Origin of the sequence: Bradyrhizobium sp. DN3, assembly GCF_041357655.1 — a bacterium.
Taxonomy (GTDB): domain Bacteria; phylum Pseudomonadota; class Alphaproteobacteria; order Rhizobiales; family Xanthobacteraceae; genus Bradyrhizobium.
Map to the genome: position 1 here is coordinate 37,672 of NZ_JAULLN010000022.1, position 23,621 is coordinate 61,292.

The 23,621-nt window shown below is 65.4% G+C and carries 24 protein-coding genes and 1 riboswitch; of the genes, 14 read left to right on the forward strand and 10 right to left on the reverse strand.

Going from position 1 to position 23,621, the window contains the following annotated elements; all coding sequences use genetic code 11:
* The first annotated feature begins 180 nt into the window (after positions 1-180).
* Positions 181-1,062 (forward strand): 3-hydroxybutyryl-CoA dehydrogenase, encoded by an 882-nt coding sequence (locus tag AAE027_RS28455; protein ID WP_370990178.1) that lies wholly within the window; start codon positions 181-183, stop codon positions 1,060-1,062.
* Positions 1,063-1,261: 199 nt separating this feature from the next.
* Positions 1,262-1,456 carry a putative motility protein gene (locus tag AAE027_RS28460; RefSeq protein WP_027562813.1) on the forward strand — a complete coding sequence of 65 codons (195 nt, stop codon included), beginning with the start codon at positions 1,262-1,264 and terminating at the stop codon, positions 1,454-1,456.
* 61 nt (positions 1,457-1,517) lie between these two features.
* On the opposite strand, the gene tlpA is transcribed toward AAE027_RS28460, so the two are convergent.
* Positions 1,518-2,183: a thiol:disulfide interchange protein TlpA gene (gene tlpA, locus AAE027_RS28465; RefSeq protein ID WP_091891260.1), complete on the reverse strand. Its 666-nt coding sequence runs from the start codon at positions 2,181-2,183 to the stop codon at positions 1,518-1,520.
* Positions 2,184-2,284: 101 nt separating this feature from the next.
* On the opposite strand from tlpA, the gene argH reads away from it, so the two are divergent.
* The 3 genes from argH (at position 2,285) to lysA (ending at position 5,352) form a co-directional block, all read left to right on the forward strand.
* Entirely contained in the window at positions 2,285-3,682 is a 1,398-nt protein-coding gene (gene argH / locus AAE027_RS28470; RefSeq protein ID WP_370990177.1) for an argininosuccinate lyase, read from the forward strand.
* A 93-nt stretch (positions 3,683-3,775) separates the two neighbouring features.
* Positions 3,776-4,063 (forward strand): LPS translocon maturation chaperone LptM, encoded by a 288-nt coding sequence (lptM, locus tag AAE027_RS28475; protein WP_370990176.1) that lies wholly within the window; start codon positions 3,776-3,778, stop codon positions 4,061-4,063.
* 23 nt (positions 4,064-4,086) lie between these two features.
* Positions 4,087-5,352 carry a diaminopimelate decarboxylase gene (lysA, locus tag AAE027_RS28480; RefSeq protein ID WP_370990175.1) on the forward strand — a complete coding sequence of 422 codons (1,266 nt, stop codon included), beginning with the start codon at positions 4,087-4,089 and terminating at the stop codon, positions 5,350-5,352.
* A gap of 187 nt (positions 5,353-5,539) precedes the next feature.
* Here lysA and AAE027_RS28485 read toward each other — a convergent pair whose 3' ends face one another.
* Together AAE027_RS28485 and AAE027_RS28490 are read right to left on the reverse strand one after the other, a co-directional pair.
* Positions 5,540-6,445, reverse strand: a complete 906-nt coding sequence (locus AAE027_RS28485) for an NAD(P)-dependent oxidoreductase (RefSeq protein ID WP_370990174.1) — start codon at positions 6,443-6,445, stop codon at positions 5,540-5,542.
* 233 nt (positions 6,446-6,678) lie between these two features.
* A complete protein-coding gene (locus AAE027_RS28490; RefSeq protein ID WP_091891246.1) occupies positions 6,679-7,062 on the reverse strand; it encodes a carboxymuconolactone decarboxylase family protein in 384 nt (127 codons plus the stop codon).
* A 169-nt stretch (positions 7,063-7,231) separates the two neighbouring features.
* Here AAE027_RS28490 and AAE027_RS28495 point away from each other — a divergent pair, with 169 nt between their 5' ends.
* Together AAE027_RS28495 and AAE027_RS28500 are read left to right on the forward strand one after the other, a co-directional pair.
* A complete protein-coding gene (locus tag AAE027_RS28495; RefSeq protein WP_370990173.1) occupies positions 7,232-9,193 on the forward strand; it encodes a TIGR02302 family protein in 1,962 nt (653 codons plus the stop codon).
* Positions 9,181-10,320: a DUF4175 family protein gene (locus tag AAE027_RS28500; protein WP_370990172.1), complete on the forward strand. Its 1,140-nt coding sequence runs from the start codon at positions 9,181-9,183 to the stop codon at positions 10,318-10,320. Before AAE027_RS28495 ends, AAE027_RS28500 begins: the two co-directional genes overlap by 13 nt.
* A gap of 213 nt (positions 10,321-10,533) precedes the next feature.
* On the opposite strand, the gene AAE027_RS28505 is transcribed toward AAE027_RS28500, so the two are convergent.
* Together AAE027_RS28505 and AAE027_RS28510 are read right to left on the reverse strand one after the other, a co-directional pair.
* Positions 10,534-10,908: a response regulator gene (locus tag AAE027_RS28505; protein WP_091891237.1), complete on the reverse strand. Its 375-nt coding sequence runs from the start codon at positions 10,906-10,908 to the stop codon at positions 10,534-10,536.
* A 40-nt stretch (positions 10,909-10,948) separates the two neighbouring features.
* Positions 10,949-11,827 carry an MJ0042-type zinc finger domain-containing protein gene (locus AAE027_RS28510; RefSeq protein WP_370990171.1) on the reverse strand — a complete coding sequence of 293 codons (879 nt, stop codon included), beginning with the start codon at positions 11,825-11,827 and terminating at the stop codon, positions 10,949-10,951.
* Between the two features lie 191 nt (positions 11,828-12,018).
* Between AAE027_RS28510 and ftsE the strand changes: the two genes are divergently transcribed.
* The 4 genes from ftsE (at position 12,019) to AAE027_RS28530 (ending at position 15,360) form a co-directional block, all read left to right on the forward strand.
* Positions 12,019-12,678 carry a cell division ATP-binding protein FtsE gene (ftsE, locus tag AAE027_RS28515; RefSeq protein ID WP_020508614.1) on the forward strand — a complete coding sequence of 220 codons (660 nt, stop codon included), beginning with the start codon at positions 12,019-12,021 and terminating at the stop codon, positions 12,676-12,678.
* Positions 12,671-13,639 carry a cell division protein FtsX gene (locus AAE027_RS28520; RefSeq protein WP_370990170.1) on the forward strand — a complete coding sequence of 323 codons (969 nt, stop codon included), beginning with the start codon at positions 12,671-12,673 and terminating at the stop codon, positions 13,637-13,639. The genes ftsE and AAE027_RS28520 overlap by 8 nt, the downstream gene beginning before the upstream one ends.
* A 221-nt stretch (positions 13,640-13,860) precedes the next feature.
* Positions 13,861-14,565, forward strand: a complete 705-nt coding sequence (locus AAE027_RS28525) for a YdcF family protein (RefSeq protein ID WP_091891225.1) — start codon at positions 13,861-13,863, stop codon at positions 14,563-14,565.
* 21 nt (positions 14,566-14,586) lie between these two features.
* Positions 14,587-15,360, forward strand: a complete 774-nt coding sequence (locus tag AAE027_RS28530) for a lysophospholipid acyltransferase family protein (protein ID WP_370990169.1) — start codon at positions 14,587-14,589, stop codon at positions 15,358-15,360.
* Here the strand turns inward: AAE027_RS28530 and AAE027_RS28535 are convergent.
* Positions 15,357-15,968 carry a gamma-glutamylcyclotransferase gene (locus AAE027_RS28535; RefSeq protein ID WP_370990168.1) on the reverse strand — a complete coding sequence of 204 codons (612 nt, stop codon included), beginning with the start codon at positions 15,966-15,968 and terminating at the stop codon, positions 15,357-15,359. The two genes, AAE027_RS28530 and AAE027_RS28535, sit on opposite strands and share 4 nt — an antisense overlap.
* 110 nt (positions 15,969-16,078) lie before the next feature.
* On the opposite strand from AAE027_RS28535, the gene AAE027_RS28540 reads away from it, so the two are divergent.
* Positions 16,079-17,263, forward strand: a complete 1,185-nt coding sequence (locus AAE027_RS28540) for a DUF2125 domain-containing protein (protein ID WP_370990167.1) — start codon at positions 16,079-16,081, stop codon at positions 17,261-17,263.
* 129 nt (positions 17,264-17,392) lie between these two features.
* Here the strand turns inward: AAE027_RS28540 and AAE027_RS28545 are convergent, their stop codons facing one another.
* Genes AAE027_RS28545 through AAE027_RS28555 form a run of 3 tightly spaced genes read right to left on the reverse strand, consistent with a single transcriptional unit; the run spans position 17,393 to position 20,307 of the window.
* Entirely contained in the window at positions 17,393-18,328 is a 936-nt protein-coding gene (locus AAE027_RS28545; RefSeq protein ID WP_370990166.1) for a prephenate/arogenate dehydrogenase family protein, read from the reverse strand.
* Positions 18,325-19,422, reverse strand: a complete 1,098-nt coding sequence (gene hisC / locus AAE027_RS28550) for a histidinol-phosphate transaminase (protein WP_370990165.1) — start codon at positions 19,420-19,422, stop codon at positions 18,325-18,327. Before hisC ends, AAE027_RS28545 begins: the two co-directional genes overlap by 4 nt.
* A gap of 36 nt (positions 19,423-19,458) precedes the next feature.
* Positions 19,459-20,307: a chorismate mutase gene (locus AAE027_RS28555; RefSeq protein WP_370990164.1), complete on the reverse strand. Its 849-nt coding sequence runs from the start codon at positions 20,305-20,307 to the stop codon at positions 19,459-19,461.
* A gap of 182 nt (positions 20,308-20,489) precedes the next feature.
* Positions 20,490-20,569: riboswitch (SAM riboswitch) on the forward strand.
* Between the two features lie 91 nt (positions 20,570-20,660).
* Here AAE027_RS28555 and metX point away from each other — a divergent pair.
* Together metX and metW are read left to right on the forward strand one after the other, a co-directional pair.
* Entirely contained in the window at positions 20,661-21,863 is a 1,203-nt protein-coding gene (gene metX / locus AAE027_RS28560; protein WP_370990163.1) for a homoserine O-acetyltransferase MetX, read from the forward strand.
* A 1-nt stretch (position 21,864) separates the two neighbouring features.
* Complete coding sequence (metW, locus tag AAE027_RS28565; protein WP_370990162.1) at positions 21,865-22,527, forward strand: methionine biosynthesis protein MetW; 663 nt, start codon at positions 21,865-21,867, stop codon at positions 22,525-22,527.
* Positions 22,528-22,635: 108 nt separating this feature from the next.
* On the opposite strand, the gene AAE027_RS28570 is transcribed toward metW, so the two are convergent.
* On the reverse strand, positions 22,636-23,496 hold the full coding sequence (locus AAE027_RS28570) for an alpha/beta fold hydrolase (protein ID WP_370990161.1): 861 nt from the start codon (positions 23,494-23,496) through the stop codon (positions 22,636-22,638).
* Between the last annotated feature and the right edge of the window lie 125 nt (positions 23,497-23,621).

The following is a 23,621-nucleotide window of genomic DNA, read 5'->3' on the forward strand; positions in this document are numbered from 1 at the left end:
AAACACCGGCCGGAGCTATAAACTCCGGCCGGTGTTGCTTTTTTGAGGCGTTTTCTTTGGCGTGGGGCCGCCTTCGAAGCGATCCAATCTAGGTTTCGAGCCAAGGTTCTGATTAAATCGGACTCCCGGCTCAAGGGGATAGGCAGGCGCGACATGCGCGCCGTTCCGGTGGATGACATTATGGCGGCAGTGATCAAGAAGGTCGGCGTGATCGGCGCGGGTCAGATGGGCAACGGCATCGCGCATGTTGCGGCGCTGGCCGGCTTCGACGTGGTGCTCAACGACGTCTCGGCTGACCGCCTCAAGTCGGGCATGGCCACCATCAACGGCAATCTGGCGCGGCAGGTCTCCAAGAAGGCCGTCACCGAGGACGACAAGGCCAAGGCGATGGCGCGGATCAAGCTTGCCGAGAAGCTGGACGACCTCACCGATTGCGATCTCGTGATCGAGACCGCGGTCGAGAAGGAGGAGGTCAAGCGCAAGATCTTCCACGAGGTCTGCGCCGTGTTGAAGCCGGAGGCGATCGTCGCCTCCGATACGTCGTCGATCTCGATCACCCGGCTCGCCGCCGCCACCGACCGGCCCGAGCGCTTCATCGGCATTCACTTCATGAACCCGGTGCCGCTGATGGAGCTGGTGGAGCTGATCCGCGGCATCGCCACCGACGATGCGACCTTCGAGGCGTCCAAGGAGTTCGTCGCTAGGCTCGGCAAGCAGGTCGCGGTCTCCGAGGATTTCCCGGCCTTCATCGTCAATCGCATCCTGCTGCCGATGATCAACGAGGCGATCTACACGCTGTACGAAGGCGTCGGCAACGTCGAGGCGATCGATGCCGCGATGAAGCTCGGTGCGCACCATCCGATGGGCCCGCTGGAGCTCGCCGATTTCATCGGCCTCGACACCTGCCTCTCCATCATGCAGGTGCTGCACGAGGGCCTCGCCGACTCCAAGTACCGCCCGTGCCCGTTGCTGGTGAAATACGTCGAGGCCGGCTGGCTCGGCCGCAAGACCCAGCGCGGCTTCTACGACTATCGCGGCGCCAAGCCGGTTCCGACAAGGTAAGGCACCGGTGCCGTAGGGTGAGCAAAGGTGCAAAGCGCCGTGCCCACCATCCCTCCGCAACCAGGATCCTGATTGGTGGGCACGCTTCGCTTTGCCCACCCTGCGGCACCGTTGCCCTTCGGCGCGCATCCGCTTCGTGACAATTCATGTCCCATTAACTCCTCGCGCCTAGGTTACGGCCGGTAAGAGGGTTCGCGTAATGGACATGATGGCGATGGTCAGCACCATGCTGGCTGCTCAGCAAGGCGCGCTGCAATCGAATATCGCGGCGACGCTGACCAAGCAGAACATGGACATGGAAAAATCCACCGTCCTGACGCTGCTGGGCGCCGGTCAGCCCTCGCTCGCCAATGTCGGCCCCGGCGTCGGCGGCAATCTCAACGTGACGGCCTAACCCTCAGCGCATGAACCGGAAAAGTGGGCACCGGTTTTCCGATCAGATCATGCGCCAATAACTAAAGCGACGCGGCGGCCTTGCCGGTCGCGGCGCGGATCAGCTTGAGCGCGTCCTCGCTCGCCCATTCCGCCGGCCCCGCGATCGTCGCGATCTCGCAGCCTTGCGGGTCGACCAGCACCGAAGTCGGCATCCCCAGTGCCCGGCCTATGGCCTTAAGATCCTGAAAAACCTTGGCTTTCTGATCATTAAAATAGCCCAGCCGGGTCAGATTGGCCTCTTTCAGGAAGGTCTTGGGCTTCTCGGAGTCGCGGGTGTCGATATTGATCGCCACCACCTCGAAATTCGGGCCCGACAGCTTGCCCTGAAGCTCGTCCAGCGCCGGCATCTCCTTGCGGCAGGGCACGCACCAGGTGGCCCAGAGGTTCACCAGCAGCGTCTTGCCGCGGAAATCGGACAACTTCTTCGGCTTGCCGTCGGCGTCCTCGAAGGCGAGGTCGGGCAACTTCAACGGGGCGCTCGCCATGGTCAGCGCCGCCACCTCGCCATGGGCGAGCGGCGCGATCTTCTGCGCGGTCGCCACCGCGGACCGGCAGGATGGATCGCCCGACGGCACCCGGCTCAGACCCAGCCCGTACAGCGCGGCGAAGCCGGCCACACCCCCGATCGCCACGGTGGCGATGACGAGGGGGATCCGGCGCGTGGCGGAGGGCGTCTTGTCGAGCATATCGTTTGTCATCCGGTCGCAGATATGGCTATCAGGGGCCTCTTAATACGGCTGGCGGCGGCCAGCAAACGTGCGGCAAATCAAGGCGTGAGCAGGGGATCATGAGCAACAAGATGTGGGGCGGCCGGTTCTCGGAACGTCCCGATGAGATCATGGAAGAGATCAACGTCTCCATCGACGTCGATCGTCACCTCTTCGCCCAGGACATTGCCGCGTCCAAGGCCCACGCCGCGATGCTCGCCAGCCAGGGCATCATCACGGCCTCTGATGCGAAAAATATCGGCAAGGGTCTAGACACGATTTTGTCAGAGATCGGCAAGGGCGGCTTCGCGTTCAAGCGCGCGCTCGAGGACATTCACATGAATGTCGAGAGCCGCCTGTCCGAGCTGATCGGCCCCGCCGCCGGAAGGCTGCACACGGCGCGCTCGCGCAACGACCAGGTCGCGACCGATTTTCGCCTGTTCGTCCGCGACGTCATCGACGAGACCGATGCCGCGCTCGCCGCGTTCCAGCAGGCGCTGGTGGAGCGCGCGCTGGAGCACGCCGCAACCGTGATGCCCGGTTTCACGCATCTGCAAACGGCGCAGCCCGTCACCTTCGGCCACCACCTGCTTGCCTATGTCGAGATGGCCGCGCGCGACCGCGGCCGCTTCCAGGACGCGCGCAAGCGGCTGAACGAATCCCCGCTGGGCGCGGCCGCGCTCGCCGGCACCTCATTCCCGATCGACCGCCACGCCACCGCGAAGGCGCTCCTCTTCGACCGCCCGATGGCGAACTCGCTCGATGCGGTGTCCGACCGTGACTTCGTGTTGGAGACGCTGTCGGCAGCCTCGATCTGCGCCGTGCACATGTCGCGCTTTGCCGAGGAGATCGTGATCTGGACCTCGCCGCTGGTCGGCCTGATCCGGCTCAGCGACAAGTTCACGACCGGCTCCTCGATCATGCCGCAGAAGCGCAACCCGGATGCCGCCGAGCTGGTGCGCGCCAAGACCGGCCGCGTCATCGGCGCGCTCAATGGTCTCCTGATCGTGATGAAGGGCCTGCCGCTCGCCTATCAAAAGGACATGCAGGAGGACAAGCAGTGCGCCATGGAGGGTTTTGCCGCGCTGTCGCTGGCGATCCGCGCCATGACCGGCATGGTCCGCGACCTCGTGCCCGACGAAGCCAAGATGAAGGCGGCCGCGGGCGAGGGTTACGCCACCGCGACCGATCTCGCCGACTGGCTGGTGCGGACGCTGAAGATGCCGTTCCGCGAGGCCCACCACGTCACCGGCCGCATCGTGGCCAAGGCCGCCGAAGGCGGCGTCGCGCTGCACGAGCTGCCGCTGAAGGAGATGCAGGCGATCGAGCCGAAAATCACCAAGGACGCGCTCGGCGTGCTCTCGGTCGAATCGTCGGTGAAGAGCCGGACCAGCTTTGGCGGCACCGCGCCGAAGAACGTGGCCTCGCAGGCCAAGGCCTGGGCGAAGCGGCTGGAAAAAGAGCGAAAATCGGGCTGAGGGCAAAATTTCGCTGATGTTTCATGGTCATCCGGCTCTCGCCAGATCGCGCCAATCTCTGTATGGTGCGCGCCGCGTAGTGGGGATTTCGTCGTGACGTCAAAGTTTCGCCCGGCCGGCTCGGGGTGGGCCATCATTGTCCTTAGCCTGACGGCGCTGGCGCTCGCCGGCTGCGGCCGCAAGGGCCCGCTGGATCTGCCGCCGACGGCCTCCAATGCACCCAACGGCGCGGCGCCTGTTGACACCGAGACCGAAGCCCAGAGGACGCCGAGCGTGTTCAATCCCACCTACGGTGTGGACGCTGCGCCCGCGGCGGCCAAGGGCAGGAAGAAACCATTTATCCTCGACCCGCTCCTGGACGAACCTCCCGGCAATAAATAAGCCGGGACAACCGAGCCTGCGCCATGAACCATTTCGACTATCGCAACGGCGTGCTGCACGCCGAGGCGGTGAACCTGTCCGAGCTGGCCGCAACCGTCGGCACGCCGTTCTATTGCTATTCGACTGCGACGCTGGAGCGGCACTACCGCGTCTTCACCGAGGCCTTCGCCGGCGAGAAGGTGCTGGTCTGCTACGCCATGAAGGCGAACTCCAACCAGTCGGTGCTGCGCACGCTGGCCAAGTTAGGCGCCGGCGCCGACGTCGTCTCCGGCGGTGAGTTGAAGCGGGCGCTGGCCGCCGGCATTCCCGCGGCTAAGATCCTGTTCTCCGGCGTCGGTAAGACCGAAGACGAACTGCGCGCCGCGCTGGCCGCGGACATCCTCTGTCTCAACGTCGAATCCGAGCCCGAGCTCGAGCTGTTGTCGCGGCTTGCGACCGAGATGGGCAAGACCGCGCGCATCTCCGTGCGCGTCAATCCCGACGTCGATGCCGGCACGCATGCAAAAATCTCCACCGGCAAGTCCGAGAACAAGTTCGGCATTCCGATTGCCCATGCCCGTGAGGTTTATGCGCGCGCCGCAAGACTCCCGGGCATCGAGGTGACCGGCACCGACGTGCATATCGGCAGTCAGATCACCGACCTCTCCAAGATGGAGACCGCGTTCCGGATCCTCTCCGAATTCGTGCAGACGCTGCGCGCCGACGGCCACAACATCAGCCATGTCGATTTCGGCGGCGGCCTCGGCATTCCCTATTACATGGACCGCGAGGCGCCGCCGGCGCCCGACGCCTATGCCGCCATGGTCAAGCGCGTCAGCCACAATCTCGGCTGCACGCTGATGTTCGAGCCGGGGCGCATGATCGTCGGCAATGCCGGCATCCTGGTCACCAAGGTCATTTACGTGAAGCACGGCGACGGCAAGAATTTCGTGATCATCGACGCCGCCATGAATGATTTGATCCGCCCGACGCTGTACGAGGCGCATCACGACATCCTGCCGGTGACGCAGCCCGCCAAGGGCACTGGTACCATCATGGCCGATGTCGTCGGCCCGGTCTGCGAGACCGGCGATTATCTCGCGCTCGACCGCACGCTGCCGACGCCGCAGCCGGGCGACCTGCTCGCCATCATGACCGCCGGCGCCTATGGCGCGGTGCAGGCCGGCACCTATAACACGCGGCCGCTGGTGCCCGAGGTGCTGGTGAAGGGCGACCAATACGCCGTGGTGCGCCCGCGGATCGAGGTCGAGCAGCTGATCGCGATGGACACGCCGGCGCCGTGGCTGTGAGTGTGTGGTGAGGGGGGCGGTAGGCCCGCTCCTCGTACTCGCTGTCATCCCGGCGCAGGCCGGGACCCATAGCCACAGGGAGGAGTTTGACGAAGATTCGTCGTTCGGTACTCCTACTGCCTACGACCGATAGATTCCGCGGTATGGGTCCCGGCCTTCGCCGGGACGACGAGGAGAATTCTAGGCGCTACTTCCCAGCCAACCCACCCTTCGCTCCGACGACCACCCCCGCCTTCCGCTCGATCGGCTTGATTGCCGCGGTGAAATCGGATTCTGCGCCTTCCGCGCTGATCACAGTCTCCCACAAGCGCCCCACAGCATCAGCGACTTCCATCGACAGGCCGAGCTGCTTCATCTCCTCCAGCGCCAGCCGCACGTCCTTCACCATCAATCCCGTGGCAAAACCGAAATCGAACGTGCGCGGCAGCACCGAGCGCGGAAACTTGTCGCGGCTCGCGGTGTTCATGCCGGAGCCCGCATTGATGACGTCGATCATCACCGCGGGATCGAGCCCGGCCTTGACACCCATGACCACGGCTTCCGACGTCGCCACGATCGCGGTGGCCGAGAGGAAATTGTTGGCGAGCTTCATGGTCTGCGCCGCGCCCGGCTGCTCGCCGATGAAGAACACCTTTCCGATCACGTCGAGCGCGGGCTTCAGCAGCTCGAACTCCGCCTTCGGCCCCGAGACCATCACCGCCAGCGTGCCTTTCTCCGCGCCGCCGACGCCGCCGGACACGGGGCAGTCGATCTGCACGATCTTGCGTTTGGCCAAGAGGCCGTGAATCTTCGCAGCCATCGCCGAGCCGACGGTGGAGAGATCGATGAAGCGTTTCGCGCGCTTGCCCTCGATCACGCCATTTGCGCCCGTGGCAACGTCAAGCGAAGCCTGCAGCGAGGGCAGGCTCGCCATCACCGTCTCGACCTGGTCGGCGACGTCCTTCGGCGATGTCGCGGCAGTGGCGCCGCGCGCCACCAGCTTGTCGATCATCTCCTTGCGCGCGTCGAACACGACGAGCTTGTGTCCCGCCTCGATCAGCCGTCGCGCCATCGGGAAGCCCATGTTTCCGAGCCCGATGAATCCGATGTCCATGGTGTTTCCTTGTGGTTGTTGTTCGTTGTTGTGAAAGATGCGCACTCCACCCTCGGTGCCGTCCCGGACCAGCGCGCCTTAAGCGCGCGCCGATCCGGGACCCATAACCACAGGCAGGAATTGTTGCGCGAAAGCGGTAACTCCGAGTCCCCGCAACCACATCTGTCTGTGGTTATGGGTCCCGGATCTGCGCTTACGCTTGTCCGGGACGACGGCGGAGGGTGGCTTGCCGCTCACGCCTTCCCATCGATCTCCGAAAACACCTCGCGCGCGATACGGAAACTGTCGACGGCGGCCGGCATGCCGCCATAGATCGCGACCTGCATCAGGATCTCGCGGATCTCCTCTCGGGTGACGCCGTTGGTCAGCGCGCCCTTCAGATGTGCGCGGAATTCGTGCTGACGGTTGAGGATCGCGATCATCGCGATGTTGAGCATGCTGCGGGTCTTGCGCGGCAGTTCCTCGCGGCCCCACACCGTGCCCCAGCAATATTCGTTGAGCATTTCCTGGAACGGACGGTTGAAATCGTCGACGTTCTTCAGGGCGTTGTTGACATAGGCCTCGCCCAGCACCGCTTTGCGGACTTCCAGGCCCTTGTCATGCATCTTCTTGTCCATGGCGTTTCCTTCGTTTTCCTCGGGATGGCGCCACGGAAATTACGGGGTCGAGCCGGGCCAGTCACGTCCTCGTGTTATGCGGGAAAAGAGGTGTCTCCCGTCCAGGAACGGATGCCTCAGTGCTGCCGTTGTGATAGGCTTCTCTCTACCGGGCAACCTGGAGAGCTGATTGAACGGCGTCACCCCCGACCCGTCAGACCCGATCCGCGATGGGGACGCTCTGTCGCGGCTGAAGCTGGCGCAGGCCCTCGATCGGGCCATTTATGCCATCGCGTGGGAGCGTGCCTGGCCGAACCTGGCGCGGCTTCTGACCGTCGTCGGCCTGTTCCTGGTGGTGTCCTGGGCCGGCCTCTGGCTGTCCTTGCCGTTCGTCGCCCGCGCCATCGGTCTCGTCATTTTCGCCGGCATCGCGATTGCCGCCCTGTTCCCGTTGATTCGCTTCCGCTGGCCGAGCCGCGAGGAGGCGCTGAGCCGGCTCGATCGTGGCTCCGGCATCCGTCACCGCCCGGCGACCACGCTCACGGACACGCTGACCTCGCAGGACCCGGTTGCCAAGGCGCTGTGGCAGGCGCAGCGCGAGCGCACGCTGGCCTCGCTCAAGCGCATCCGCGCCGGCCTGCCGCATCCGCGGCTCGCGCTCCACGATCCCTGGGCGCTGCGCGCGCTCGTCATGGTGATGCTGGTTGCGACCTTCTTCGCCGCCGGCGACGAACGTGCGATGCGCCTCGGGGCTGCCTTCGACTGGAACGGTGTGCTGGCCCCGACCAATGTTCGCGTCGACGCCTGGGTGACGCCGCCGCTCTACACCGGCAAGCCGCCGATCATCCTGTCGGCCGCCAACAAGGAGGCCGCGGCACTGCCCGCCAGCGGCCCGCTTGCGGTTCCCGCCGGCTCGACCCTGATCGTACGTTCCTCCGGCGGCAGCCTGGATGTCACGGTCTCCGGCGGCCTCAAGGAGGTCGCCCCCACGGAAGCCGCGCCCAAGGGCACCAACGAAAAGCATTTTGCCATCGCCGCCGACGGCACCGCGCATGTCCGCGCGCCCTCCGGCCAGCCGCAATGGACCTTCGCGGCAACGCCGGACCGTCCGCCGACGATTGCACTCGCCAAGGACCCCGAGCGCCAGGCGCGCGGCGCGCTCCAGCTCTCCTACAAGATCGAGGACGATTACGGTGTCACCGGTGCCCATGCGCACATTGCGCTGCGCCCCGCCGACACCAAGGATAACGCGGCCAAGGATAACGCGAAGGACAACAGCAAGGACGCCGACGCCAAGGGCGCGGCGCGGCCGTTGTTCCAGCCGCCGCAATTCCCGCTCGTGCTGCCGAACGCGCGCACCCGTAACGGCGTCGGCCAGACGGTGAAGGACCTCAGCGAGGATCCCTATGCCGGCGCCGACGTCACGCTGACGCTCACCGCCAAGGACGAGGCTGGCAACGAGGCGCGAAGCGAGCCCTTCAACATGCGTCTGCCCGAGCGTCTCTTCACGAACTCGCTCGCGCGCGCGCTGATCGAGCAGCGCCGCATCCTCGCGCTCGACGCCAACAGGAATTCCGAGGTCTACACCGCGCTCGACGCGCTGATGATCGCGCCCGAATTGTTCACGCCGGATGCCGGCTGCTATCTCGGCCTCCGCAGCCTGGCATCGCAGCTCGAGGCGGCCCGCACCGATGACGCGCTACGCGAGGTGGTGGCGAGCATGTGGGCGTTCGCGGTCACCATCGAGGACGAGGGCGTCGCCGGCAGCGTCAACGCGGCGCTGCGCTCGGCGCAGGATGCACTCAAGGCGGCGCTGGAACGCGGCGCCAGCGAGGACGAGATCAGGGTGCTGACGCAAAAGCTCCGCGAGGCCATGGCCGGCAAGGTGCGCGACCTCGCCCGGCGCGCCGAGCAAAATCCGCTCGGACCGCGGCAGCCGTTCCCCGCGGAGGTCCAGCTCATCCTCGACAAGGCCGTCGAGTTGCGACAGAAGACCCAGCATGCGACGCCCGAGCAGCTCGAGGAGCTGGCGCAGCAGCAGGACGCACTTCGTCAGCAGCTTCAGGCCTATCGGAAGTCGGCGAACAGCCGGGCCAAGGCGGGTAACGAGGGGGCCAACCAGTTTACGCGAGACCGGAAATGCGGAAGCTAGCACGCGTGCCAGTCTTGAGGGCGATGTCGATCGCCAGTCTCGCCTTCTTGTTGGGAGGCTTGTCGCCTGCGGCTGCCCAGCTGGATCAGGATCCCGATGCGCTGCTCGACGGCGCCGAAAAGGCCATGCAGGATTCCGGCGACAGCCTCAGACAGAAGGAATCCGGGAAGAGCCTGAACAACCAGTCCGATGCCATCCAGAAGCTCGAGGAATACAAGCGGGCGACGGAACGGAGCCAATCCTCCAGCCGTGATCGCAACGTCATCACGCAACGCGATCTCGACGAGCTGCTGAAGCAGATCGAGAAGGCGGCGCGCGAAGGCAATCGCGAGGCGGCCCAGCGCATGCTCGAGCAGCTCGCGCAGATCATGGAAAATCTCCAGATGGCGCAGCCTGGGCAATCCGGCGACAGCGACATGGAGCAGGCGCTCAACGAGCTCAGCGACATGATCCGCAAGCAGCAGCAATTGCGCGACAAGACATTCAAGCAGGGTCAGGATTCCCGGCGTGACCGCTCACGCGGCAAGCAGGGCGATCAGTCGATGTCGGACCTTCAGCAGGACCAGCAGGCGCTGCGCGACCGCCTGAAGAAGTTGCAGGACGAGCTCGCCAAGCGCGGCCTCGCGCAGAAGGGACAAAAGGGTCAGAAGCAGCAGGGGCAGCAGGGCGAGCAGGGCCAGTCCGGCCAGAATGGCGATCAGGACGGCGACCAGGGCGATGACGACAGCAGTCTGGATGACGCCGACGGGGCCATGGGCGATGCCGGATCGAAGCTCGGCGAAGGCAATGCCGACGGCGCCGTGGATTCGCAGGGCAAGGCCCTCGAGGCCTTGCGCAAGGGCGCGCAGAAGATGGCCGAGGCGATGCAGCAGGGTGATGGCGACGGGCAGGGCGATGGTCCCAGCAATCGCGCCGGCCGTCAGCAGAGCGGCGGCAATCAGACCGATCCGCTGGGCCGTCCGCTTCACGGCCGCGATCTGAGCGACGACTACACCGTCAAGATCCCCGGCGAGATCGACGCCCAGCGTGTCCGCCGCATCCTCGAAGAGCTCCGCCGCCGCTTGGGCGATACCTCGCGCCCGCAAATCGAGCTCGACTATCTCGAGCGGCTGCTGAAGGATTTTTGAGCGGTCGGTGAGTTAGCCTCCGGGACGTCCAACAATTCTCGGTGTCGTCCCGGCGAAGGCCGGGACCCATAGCCACAGGGTTGGGTTTGGCGAAGACTCGGAGTTACCCATTCGCGCTACGACCACTCCCTGGGAGTATGGGCCCCGGCCTTCGCCGGGACGACGCCGTGGATGCGGGAGGGGCTTGCGTTACGGCCGTGCCTCGCCCCGCCGCTACCTCTTCTTCGCCGCCAGCGCATCCGCCACCGCGGTGCGGATGTCGGCGACCGAGAACGGTTTTGTCACGACGTCGTGCACCAGTGCGTTGAGGTTCGAGGCGCGCTCGCGCTGGTCGGCAAAGCCGGTCATCAGCAGGATGGTCAACTCGGGGAAATCGCGTGCAGCGGAGAGCGCCAGTGCGATGCCGTCCATGACAGGCATCTGGATGTCGGTGAGCAGCAGGTCGAACGCGCCGTCCTCGCGGGTCAGGATCTCCAGCGCCTCGGCGCCGTCCTGCGCGGTGACGGTCTCGTGGCCGTCCATGGCGATGGCGCGCGCCACCAGCGTGCGCATCGAATCCTCGTCGTCGGCGATCAGGATTTTCGGCATGAGAGCAAACCTTGGGACCAACTCCCGCTTGCGAGGCTGATTATACGCTGCCGCCGGCAATGTCGCGCCGGTTGAAGAAGCGAACGTCGATATTGCGGCCCTCCGCCGGCGGCGAGGCCAGGCGCGAGCGGAAGAAGGCGCGCTCGCCGGGCCGCAGCACGGTCTGCTCCAGCACCGTATTCCAGGCGTAGATCTCGGCGCCCTGCGCGTCGCGCACGGCGAAGCGCAGGCGCGGGATGTCCAGCGGCTTCTTGCCCTCGCCGACGATCACGCCTTCGATCACCAGCACCTGCTTACCATCGACGGTTTCGCTGGACAGCTTGACGTCCTTGAAGGCCAATCCTCTCAGATTAACCTCGAGCCCGACCATCTTGTAGAACGCTGCCGTCTGCGGCAGCAGCCGCACCATGTCGCCGCGCCAGATCACCAGCGCCAGGACCAGCGCGCCCATGGCGGCGCAGGCGGTCGGCAGGCCGAAATAGGATTTTCGCGGCGCCGTGGCGGCAACCGGGCGGCTGACCCGTGCGCCGCGGCGACGGAACAGGCCGCGGAACCAGGACTGATGCTGCGCGCCGGCGACGTCCTCCTCGGCGGCCCGGGCCGCCGCGGACCACTCGTCCTCGATCTCCTTGGTTTCCTCGGTCGGCCAGTCGCTGGCGATCGAGGGGCTTTCGACCATCGGGGTGTCGGCCGCGCTATCGTCCTTGGCGTAGGAGTTCCACTGCTCGGCGAGGTCGGACTGGTCCTCGGCTTGGCTTGCCGCGGCCATGGCCGGGACGGACGCCTCCTCGATGGCATCCTCGGCATGGGCGACCCAGGTCTCCTTGCAACGGGAGCAGCGCACCGTCCGGCCGTTCGCGCCCAAGCTCGCGGGCTTGATGGCGTAGGATGTCGTACAATGGGGGCAGACGATATGCATGGACGAGCCTTGATGCATGAACGAGGACTTGGATTGGTCTTGACGATGCCACGGTCGCGGAGAACCGGGCGGCCCTTATGCTACCGGGCGAGCGTTAACGAACCGGAAACCATAACGGTCGCAAAACCCGTTAATCGCGTATGGCGGGGCACAGCCGTGTGGCCCGCGCCCCCTCTCGAACGGAGCTGAGCTTGGTTCGGTTCGAAAATGTCGGATTGCGTTACGGTCTGGGGCCGGAGATCTTGCGCGACCTCAGTTTCCAGATCCCGGCGCATTCGTTTCAGTTTCTCACCGGACCGTCCGGTGCCGGCAAGACCTCGTTGTTGCGCCTGTTGTTCCTGTCGCATCGGCCGACGCGGGGCCTGGTCAATCTGTTCGGCCACGATATCTCGCGGCTCGGCAAGGACGAGATCGCCGACCTGCGCAAGCGCATCGGCATCGTGCTCCAGGATTTCCGCCTGCTTGACCATATGACGACCTATGAGAATGTCGCGCTGCCGTTCCGCGTCATGGGGCGCAGCGAGTCGAGCTATCGCAAGGAGGTCATCGATCTCCTGCGCTGGGTCGGCCTCGGCGACCGCATGGATGCGCTGCCGCCGATCCTGTCGGGCGGCGAGAAGCAGCGCGCAGCGATCGCGCGCGCGGTGATCTCGCGCCCGCAGCTGCTACTCGCGGACGAGCCGACCGGCAGCGTTGACCCGACGCTCGGCCGCCGCCTGCTGCGGCTCTTCATCGAGCTCAACAAATCAGGCACGGCCGTCATCATCGCGACCCACGACATCGGCCTGATGGACCAGTACGAGGCGCGGCGCCTGGTGCTGCATCAGGGACGGCTGCACGTCTATGAGTAGGACCGACGAGCGCGGCGTGCTGGTCGACCTCGGGCAGGAGCGTCCGCAGCTTCCGGCCAAGGCACGCAACATGTCGCCGATCGTGCCGCGTGCCTCGATCCACGGTCGCGCGCTGGTCGCCGTCGTCGCCATCATGACCTTCCTCGCCTCGATGACGACAGGCACGGTGCTGCTGGTCAGCGCTTCCGCCGCCGAATGGCAGTCGGAGGTTGCCAGCGAAATCACCATCCAGGTCCGTCCGCTGGCTGGCCGCGATCTCGAACGCGACACCGCGGCGGTGACGGAGGCGATGCGTGCGCAAGCCGGCATCGTCGAGGTCAAGCCGTTCACCAAGGATGAAAGCGGCAAGCTGCTCGAGCCCTGGCTTGGCACCGGCCTGTCGATGGACGATCTGCCGGTGCCGCGCATGATCATCGCGCGCGTGCAACCGGGCACGCCGCTCGATCTCGGCGCGCTGCGCGCACGCGTCACCCAGGTGGCGCCGAGCGCGAGTGTCGATGATCACCGCGCCTGGATCGAGCGCATGCGCTCGATGACCAATGCCACCGTCCTCGCCGGCATCGGCATTCTCGCGCTGGTCATCATCGCCACCATCATCTCGGTGTCGTTTGCGACCCGCGGCGCCATGGCGGCGAACCGCCCGATCGTCGAGGTCCTGCATTTCGTCGGCGCCGGCGACCGTTACATCGCCAACCGCTTCCTGCGCCATTTCCTTAGGCTCGGCTTGGAGGGCGGCGTGATCGGCGGCGGCGTGGCCATGCTGCTGTTCGGCTTCTCCGAGTCGATCGCCGGCTGGTTTTCCGGCACCCCCGTCGGCGACCAGTTCGCAGCCCTGCTCGGCACCTTCTCGCTGCGGGCATCCGGCTACATCGTGCTCGCGGTCCAGGCGGTGCTGATCGGCGCCATCACGGCCGTTGCCTCGCGCCAGACGCTGTTCGCGACGCTGAACGATGTGGATTGAGTTCTTTTTCTTCCCTTCTCCCCTTGTGGGAGAAGGTGGCGCGAAGCGCCGGATGAGGGGTATCTATCCATGCGCACGAACGTCCAGACGAATGTGCGGAGAGACACCCCTCACCCGTCTCGCCGCCTGAGTATTCTTCGCGTTCGTAGCCCGTCAAACCAGACTCCACTTCGCCTCAAAACGCCTTAAAATCACCTCAGGGAAGGGATCACCGACATCGCATGACCTCGCCGACCGAAGATCGATCGCCGAAACTGCCGCGCGGCTGGCTGCGCGCGACAATCGTGTCGACGATCGCGCTTGCCTTCGTCGGCGCGGCGGCAGGCTTCGTTGCGTTCCTGTCGCAATTGCGCGGCGCCGAGATGGTGCCGGACCGCAAGGCTGACGGCATCGTGGTGCTGACCGGCGGGTCCTCGCGGGTGTCGGACGCGATGGAGCTGCTCGCTGCCGGCTACGGCAGAAGGCTGCTGATCTCGGGCGTGCATCCGACCTCGACGGCGAGCGACATCTCCCGGACCCTGCCGGAAAACCAGTCCTTCATGACCTGTTGCGTCGACCTCGACCGCACCGCGCTCTCGACCCGCGGCAATGCGGCGGAGGCGCGACGCTGGGCCGATGGGCGCCGGTTCAAATCGCTGATCGTGGTCACCTCGAATTATCACATGCCGCGCGCGCTGGTGGAATTCTCGCACGCGATGCCGCAGACGACGCTGATCCCGTTCGCAGTCGTCGGCGACAAATGGCGCGAGGAGCCGTGGTGGACTTCGCCGTCGACATTGCGGCTGCTGCTGTCGGAATATGCCAAATACGTCGCGGCCGAGGCCAGGGTGCGGCTGGAGAATTTCGGGATTGACCTTTCGCCCGAAGTGTCGGAGCAGCCTTCAGGCTTGCAGCCGAAGCGGCCTGCCACCGCACAGGCCAATTGACCGGCAATGATCGGATCGTCGATGTTTCTGATTTTCCTGCGCTCGCTCGTGTTCAACGTGCTGTTCTACGCCGTGCTGGTATGCCTGGCGATCGTGGCGCTGCCGACCTTTGCGCTGCCGCCGCGCGCCATGCTGACAGTCGCGGAAGGGTGGGCGAAGGCGACGCTGGTCCTGATGCGCGTGATCTGCAACATCAAGGTGGAATTCCGCGGGGTCGAGAAGATTCCGCAGGGCCCATTGCTGATCGTGGCCAAGCACCAGTCGTTCTGGGAGACGTTCGTGCTGCCCGGCTTCTTCGACCGTCCGATCTTCATTCTCAAGCGTCAGCTGATGCAGATCCCGGTCTTCGGTCAGTTCCTGGTCAAGACCGGCATGATCGCGATCGACCGCAATGCCGGCGTGAAGGCGCTGCTGGACATGACGCGGCGGGCGCGCGTAGCCGTGCGCAGCGGCCGCCAGCTCGTGATCTTTCCGGAAGGCACGCGCCGCGCGCCGGGCTCTGCCCCCAACTACAAGACCGGCTTTGCGCAGATCTATTCCTCCTGCGGCGTGCAGTGCCTGCCGATCGCGCTCAATTCCGGCCTGTTCTGGCCGCGCCGCACCTTCATGCGCTATCCCGGCACGCTGGTGGTGGAATTCCTCGATCCACTGCCGGCGGGCCTACCGAAGGACGAGTTTCTCGCGCGCGTGCAGACGGCGATCGAAGACGCGACCGGCCGCCTCGTCGAAGCCGGCCGGAAAGAGCAGGAGCAGTTGATCGGCTCCGCGCCGAGCTATGCGCCGTCGGAGAGTTAGCGATTCTCGCGATCTTCGGCCGGCGCCGGCGCGTGCAGAAAATGCGCATCACCGTGCAGCATCGTCGCAAGCCGGTGCAGCTGCGTGTCGCGAAAGCCTTCGGCCTCGATGGCTTTCACCGTCGCGGTGACGTAGTCCCGATTGGCGCCGGACTGGCCATGGCCCTGGATGACATGGCTGTGCTGCTCGGTGAGCGACAGCCGGCCGGCATATTGGACATGGCCGCGGTCGACGACATAGGTGAGTGCGGAGACGCGCTGGCGCGCATCGTTCTCCAGCCACACCGAGCGCATCACCTCGCGGTAGACCGAGGTGACCTGCTCGCGTTCGCGCAAATAGGCGACGACCTCGGTGCGGTTCTTCTCGGCGACGCGGAAGGCAATGCCGCGGCAGGCGCCGCCGCGGTCGAGCCCGAGCACCAGACCCGGCTTCTCCGGCGTGCCGCGGTGCACGAAGGAATAGACGCAGAGCGCGCGATGCTCGCCGACCAGCCGCGCCGGGACGCGCTCCTCGAATTCGAAGCCCGGCCGCCACATCAGCGAGCCGTAGCCGAACACCCAGAGGTCGTCCTTGGCTGTGGTGACGGAGGGGAGGGGGATTTCCGACATTTCGGGCACGGCTACCAGAACCGTGCCCCCAAGCGAAGCGAATTCTCCGCCTTTCGTCGGGGACCGGCCTCGCTTACATTTGCCTGAATCTGGGGGCAAAGGGTCGCAGCATGTCCAATATGACCGTTGCCGCAGGCCGCCGCTCCCGTTGGGGCCTTTTCATTGCACCCGTTCTCGTCCTGATCCTCGCCGTCGCCTGGAGCTGCTTCTGGTTCTATGCGGCGTCGCAGGCCGAAATCGCCGCAGACGCCTGGCGCGCGCAGGAGGCCAAGTCAGGCCGCATCTATGATTGCGCCAAGCGCTCGATCGCGGGCTTCCCGTTCCGCTTCGAGGTCCAGTGCTCCGGCGCCAGCGTCGCCCTGGTGTCGCAGAATGCGAGCAAGACGCCGTTCACGGCGAAGCTCGACAACATCCTGGTCGTCGCCCAGGTCTACGACCCCAAGCTCGTCATCGCCGAGTTCTCCGCGCCGGCGACGCTGACCGACGGCGTCACGCAAAACACCTTCGTGGTGAACTGGAGCAAGGGTCGCGCCAGCGTGGTCGGTCTGCCGGCCGTGCCGGATCGCGCCTCCATCGTGTTCGACGATCCCGGCCTCAACCGCCTCGACGGCAGCGTGCAGGTGCCGCTCGCGCGCGCCAAGCAGGTCGAGCTGCACGGCCGCCTCGCGGATGGATCGCCGTCCGATCACCCGGTGATCGAGACCGTGCTCCATTTCGCGCAGGGCAGCATCCAGGGCGTTCATCCCTTGCTCGCCGAGCCGTTCGAGGCGGACACGCGCGCGAAGGTCACTGGCCTCTCCGACCTCACGCCAAAGCCCTGGCCGCAGCGCTTCCGCGAGATCCAGGCCGCCGGCGGCCATATCGAGATCGTGCAGTCGCGGATCCAGCAGGGCGAGATGATCGCGGTTGCGGCCGGCACGCTCGGCCTCACGGCCAATGGCCGGCTCGACGGCGAGTTGCAGATGACGGTGGCGGGCCTCGAGCGCGTCATCCCGGCGCTCGGCATCGAGAAGATGCTCGAGGAGGGCGTGCCGCAGGCAACGCTCGACCGCGTCGCGCCGGGCGTGAAGTCGCAGGACCTCAACAATTTGTTCGGCGCGCTCGACCGCGCCGTTCCGGGCCTCGGCAAGGTCATCAAGCAGAACGCCAATGCCGGCGTTGCCGCCGGCATCAATTCGATCGGCACCGAGAGCACGCTGGAAGGCAAGAAGGCGAGAAGCTTCCCGCTGAAATTCGTCGACGGCGCCGTGCTGCTCGGCCCGGTCAAGGTCGGCCAGATCCCGCCGCTGTATTAAGGGCGGTGATTTGCGCCAGAACTCTCCACACCCGTCATTGCGAGCGCAGCGAAGCAATCCAGACTGTCTCCGCGGAGGTATCCTGGATTGCTTCGCTACGCTCGCAATGACGAAGAATGAGCAGTTTCGCTACGGCTTCTTCAGCGCCGCATGGGGCCGGCCGAAATCCGGCGCGGCCGAATCCTGGCCGATCTCCACGATGCCGCGGCGGATGGCGCGGGTGCGGGTGAAGTGGTCGAACAGGGCTTCGCCGTCGCCGCGGCGGATCGCGCGGGTGAGCTTGGCGAGATCCTCGGTGAAGGTGCCGAGCATCTCCAGCACGGCCTCCTTGTTGGCGAGGAAGACGTCGCGCCACATCGTCGGGTCGGAGGCCGCGATGCGGGTGAAATCGCGAAAACCGCCGGCGGAGAATTTGATCACCTCCGATTCCGTCACCTGCGCCAGCTCGTCGGCGGTGCCGACGATGGTGTAGGCGATCAGATGCGGCAGGTGACTGGTGATCGCGAGCACGAGATCATGATGATCCGGCGTCATCACCTCGACCTTGGCACCCATCGCCGCCCAGAAGGCGCGCAGGCGATCGGTGGCAGCCGCATCGACGCCTTCCGGCGGCGTCAGGATGCACCAGCGGTTGATGAAGAGCTCGGCAAAGCCGGAATCCGGACCCGAATGCTCGGTGCCCGCGACCGGATGCGCCGGCACGAAATGAATGCCCTGCGGCAGATGCGGGGCCATGTCCCTGACCACCGCGCCCTTGACCGAGCCGACGTCGGAGATGATCGCGCCCGGCTTGAGATGCGCGGCGATCTCCCGCGCCACCTCGCCGCAGGCGCCGACGGGAATGCAGAGGATGATCAGATCGGCATCCTTCACCGCTTCCGCGTTGGTCGCCACGACGTGGTCGACGATGCCGAGCTCGGCGACCCGTGCGCGCGTCTTCTCCGAGCGCGCGGTGGTGACGATCTCGCTAGCTAAACCCTGGAGCTTCGCCGCACGCGCGATCGAGCCACCGATCAGGCCGAAGCCGATCAGCGCGACGCGCTGGAAGTGCGCCTGCGCACTCATTTGCCGGCCATGAAGTCGCGCAGGGCCTCGATCACGAGGCGGTTGGCCTCCTCGGTACCGATGGTCATGCGCAGCGCATGCGGCAGGCCGTAGTTCTTCAATGCGCGCAGCACCAGGCCCCGTTTGGTGAGGTAAGCGTCGGCATCGTCCGCGGTCTTGCCCCTGTCGGAAGGGAAGTGGATCAGCACGAAATTGGCGACGCTCGGCGTCACCTTCAGCCCGAGCTTGCCGATCTCTTCGGTCAGCCGATTGCGCCAGGTCTCGGTGAACTGCTTCGACATCGCCTGGTGCGCGGTGTCCTCGATCGCGGCGACCGCGGCATACATTGCCGGCGTCGACACGTTGAAGGGACCGCGGATGCGGTTGACAGCGTCGATGATGTGCTCCGGGCCGAACATCCAGCCGATGCGCAGCGCCGCAAGACCGTGGATCTTGGAGAAGGTGTGCGTCACCACGGTGTTCTCGGTGGTGGCGACGAGCTCGATCCCCATCTCGTAGTCGTTGCGCGAGACGTAGTCGCAATAGGCGGCATCCAGCACCAGCAGCACGTGCGACGGCAGGCCAGCGCGCAGGCGCTTGACCTCGTCGAACGGCAGATAGGTGCCGGTCGGGTTGTTGGGATTGGCGAGCCAGATCAGTTTTGTCCGCGGTGTCACGGCCTTGAGGATGGCGTCGACGTCGGCGGTGAAGTTGCTTTCGGGCGCGACCACGTTCTTGGCCCCGTTCGCCATCGTCGCGATCGGGTAGACCAGGAAGCCGTGGGTGGTCGAAATGGCCTCGTCGCCCTGGCTGAGATAGGTGTGCGCGAGCAGATTGAGGATCTCGTCCGAGCCGGCGCCGCAGATGATGCGGTTGGGGTCGAGCCCGAAGGAACGCCCTATCGCCTCGCGCAGCACGCGTGAGGTGCCTTCCGGATAGTCTTCCAGGTGATCCGCCACGTGCTTGAACGCCTCGATCGCTTTGGGCGAGGGTCCGAACGGCGTCTCGTTGGCCGAGAGCTTGAACACCTTGCGGCCCGGCTCCGCCACCGGGCTCTTGCCGGGCGTGTAGGGCGCAATGTCGAGAATGCCGGGATTCGGCACGGGGCGGGACATCTTCAACTCCAAAAGTGGCTTCAGGCGGTTCGCGATCTACGATTTTGGCCCGGTCGGGGGCACCGTATAGCGCGTTGCGTGGCTGCCGACGAGGGCCGTGGAGCGCACCGAGGCCCCCGCCTCGATCAGGGCAGCCTTGATTTTGTCGATGCTGGTCGCGCTCGTGACCGAGACCAGCAATGCCGCGCCGTCGAAGGCGGTATCGGGCACTGCCACGATCTCGGCAAGCGGCGACAGCGCGCGCGCGACCTCGGCGTTCCACCCGGAGACGCGCACGCTGAAGGTCTCGACCTCCGTCACCAGGGCGCTGTCGGCGACGCGCGAGATCGCGAACACCGGCAGTGCGGCCGGATGGTCGGCGCGCTCGACGAACGGCATCCGCGCGATGATCTTGGGCGCGCCGTCGGCTTCCAGCTCCAGCCACCACGGCGTGCGGCTCGAGGTCGCCGAAACGAGCGCCAGGTCGCCCTTGGATTTCGCCACCGCCTCCACCGCGGCCTGCGCGCTGAAATGGGCGACGTAAGGCACGGTGAAGCCGAAATGAAAGCGCGCGGAATCTCGCATGGCCGGCTCGCTCACCGAGATGTCGGCATGCACGGAGAAAGGCGCCTGCACATAGGTGAAGGTCGAGATGATGACGCGCCAGATGCTCTCGACCGTGTCGAGCGGCAGGATGCCGCGATGGCGCTGCACGAGGTCACGCATCATGGCGGCCTCACGCGCCGGGCGGAACGCCGAGCCGACTTCCTGGGTCTGCTTCACCTGGATTAGACGGTCGATGATGTCGCCGCGCTGCATCAGGAGGCGATGCATGCCCTCGTCGATCGCGTCGATCTCCTTGCGCAATTCCTGAAGCGATGGTGGCGCGGGCGGACGTTGGGACATGACTGACAAAGAGCTGTTGAGAGGTGCCGATCCGCAAAAGCGGTCAGCTGCGGTCTATCCTGATTAGGCAGGATAGGCAGCGAAAGCAAAGAGAAATGACGGCCTTTTCGATCGACCGCTCGGAGGCAAATCCGGTTGATCCGGGCCGCGACTTGACGAAAACCGCCCCAGACGGTAGTTTTTGCCTGTTCCGTGGTCATTTGAGCCGGCCGGCTTGCAGCCACGTTAAAAAACTCGCTAAACAGGCCGGGGACGCTTCCGATCCCGGCCGAACCTATCGTTCAGGCCGGGTTTTTCATGGCCTGATGTCACTGCGGTCTGAAGTCCGATCGCAAACGAGGTCGATGGTCAAAATGGGTAGCGTCAAGTCGATACCGAGTCCTGCGATCAGCACCGATGATCGGTCGCACGAGGTCGATCATCCGAGTTCGCAGGTTATGTATTTCGGCGCCGATCAACCGCTACGGCTCGATTGCGGCATCGATCTGTCGCCGTTCCAGATCGCCTACCAGACCTATGGCGAATTGAACGCCGATCGCTCCAACGCCGTTCTGATCTGCCATGCGCTGACCGGCGACCAGCATGTCGCCAATGTGCATCCCGTCACCGGCAAGCCCGGCTGGTGGGAGACGCTGGTCGGCCCCGGTCGACCCATTGATCCCAAGCACTACTTCATCATCTGCTCCAACGTGATCGGCGGCTGCATGGGCTCGACCGGGCCGGCATCGATCAATCCCGCCACGGGCAAGGTCTGGGGCCTCGATTTCCCTGTCATCACCATTCCCGACATGGTGCGCGCGCAGGCGATGCTGATCGACCGGCTCGGCATCGACACGCTGTTCGCGGTCGTGGGCGGGTCGATGGGTGGCATGCAGGTGCTGCAATGGACCGCGGCCTATCCTGCTCGCGTGTACTCCGCACTGGCGATTGCTTGCTCGACGCGGCACTCGGCGCAGAACATCGCGTTCCACGAGCTCGGCCGCCAGGCCGTGATGGCCGATCCCGACTGGCACAATGGCGGCTATGCCGACCGCGGCATCCATCCGCATCGCGGCCTCGCGGTGGCACGCATGGCGGCGCACATCACCTATCTCTCCGACGCCGCGCTGCATCGCAAGTTCGGCCGCCGCATGCAGGACCGTGAGCTGCCGACCTTCTCGTTCGATGCCGACTTCCAGGTCGAGTCCTATCTGCGCTACCAGGGCTCGTCCTTTGTCGAGCGCTTCGACGCCAACTCGTATCTGTATCTGACACGCGCGATGGATTATTTCGACATCGCCGCCGATCATGGCGGCGTGCTGGCGAAGGCGTTCGCCGGCATCAAGACCCGCTTCTGCGTGGTCTCCTTCACCAGCGACTGGCTGTTCCCGACCTCGGAATCGCGCGCGCTGGTGCACGCGCTGAACGCGTCGAGTGCTCGGGTGTCGTTCGCCGAGATCGAGACCGATCGCGGTCACGACGCCTTCCTGCTCGACGTGCCCGAATTCTTCGACATCTCGCGTGCCTTCCTGCAATCGGCAGGCAAGGCACGCGGTCTCGACGGCAAAGGTGGCTAAGATGTCGGTACAGGAAGTGCTGCCGTTGAATGGCGTTGCGGCCGGGCCGTCCGGTCAGTTTCGCGCCGACCATCGGCTCGTGGCCGAGATGGTCAAGCCGGGCTCGAAGGTGCTCGACGTCGGCTGCGGCGAGGGCGATCTGCTCCAGCTGCTGGAAACGCGCGGCATCGACGGTCGCGGCATCGAGCTGTCGCGCGAGGGCGTCAACCGCTGCGTCGCCAAGGGGCTTGCGGTGGTGCAGGGCGACGCCGACACCGACCTCGTCAACTATCCCGACGATGCCTTCGACTACGTGATCCTGTCGCAGACGCTGCAGGCGACGCGGCAGCCGCGGGTGGTGCTGGAAAATCTGCTGCGCATCGGCCGCCGCGCCATCGTCTCGTTCCCGAATTTCGGCTTCTGGAAGATGCGGCTCCAACTCCTGATCGGCGGCCACATGCCGCGCACCGAGAACCTGCCGGCGACCTGGTACGACACCGCCAACATTCATTTCTGCACCATCAAGGATTTCGTCGAGCTCTGCGACGAGATCAACGTCAAGATGGAGCGTTCGGTGGCGCTCGACCTCTACGGCCGCCCGGTGCCGCTGAACCTGCCGTGGTGGGTGTGGAATATGTTCGGCGAGCAGGGCGTGTTCTTGCTGAGCCGCGGGCAGGGAAAGTAGCTTTTCGTCATTGCGAGCGAAGCGAAGCAATCCAGAGTCTTTCCGCAGAGGGATTCTGGATTGCCTCGCTGCGCTCGCAATGACGGCGTGTGTGGCGACGCCTTCGTTCTAGTGCGCCACCGACCGCGGATCGCGCACCGGCCAGCGGCCCGCTTCCACCAGCATCACAAACCGCTCCACGCTCTCGTTGAACAGCGCGGGTTCTTCGAGATTGAGCACGTGGCCTGACTTCGGAAACATCGCGAGCCCGGCCGCCGGAAGGTACTTCTTCAAGAACAGGCTCGGGCCGACGCACGGGTCGTCCTCGTCGCCGCAGATGATCAGCGCCGGCGTTGAGGCGCGCTTGATCGCGTCCGTCATCGTGTAGATCGAGGGACGGCCACCCTGGAAGCCGCGCATCGTGCGCGCCGAGCCGCTGGCATCGTGCCGTGCCAGCGCGGCGTAGAAATCGGCGTGGCCGCGCGGATCCTTCACCAGGAAGGGAATCCGGCTCGGCGCCTCGCGCGTGACCTTTGCGACTTCCGCGGAACCTGATGTCTCGAACTGCTCGGCATTGGCGCGGCACTGATTGCGCCAGGCATCGAGATTCTCGATTTCGGAGCCGGAGCCGACGCCGGCCAGCGTCATCGACAATGCGCGCTGCGGCGCGTTGAGCCCGATCTGGAGCGACGAGTAGGCACCCATCGACAGGCCGACGAGATGCGCGCGCTCGATCCCGAGATGATCGAGCACCGCGAGCGCATCGGTGTAGAAATGCGTGTAGGTATAGACCTCGCCATCGGGCACGTCCGAGGGCGTGTAGCCGCGCGCAGAGTAAGTGATGCAGCGATGACCGCGCGAGAAGTAGCGCATCTGCGGCTCCCAATTGGTGTAGTCAGCCGCAAACTCGTGCAGAAAAATGATCGGCGATCCCTGGCCCGCCTCCTCGAAATAGATGCGGACGTCGTCCCTGGTCGTGGCGTGGGGCATTAACCGTTTCCCTCTGTTCAAGCCGCATTTGGAGGATCGCAGTTAATGCTGTTGTCCGCAATGCGGCAACATCAGATGAGTATTGACGCAAGATCATCGCAGCTATTCGCCGACGCGGCGTCTTT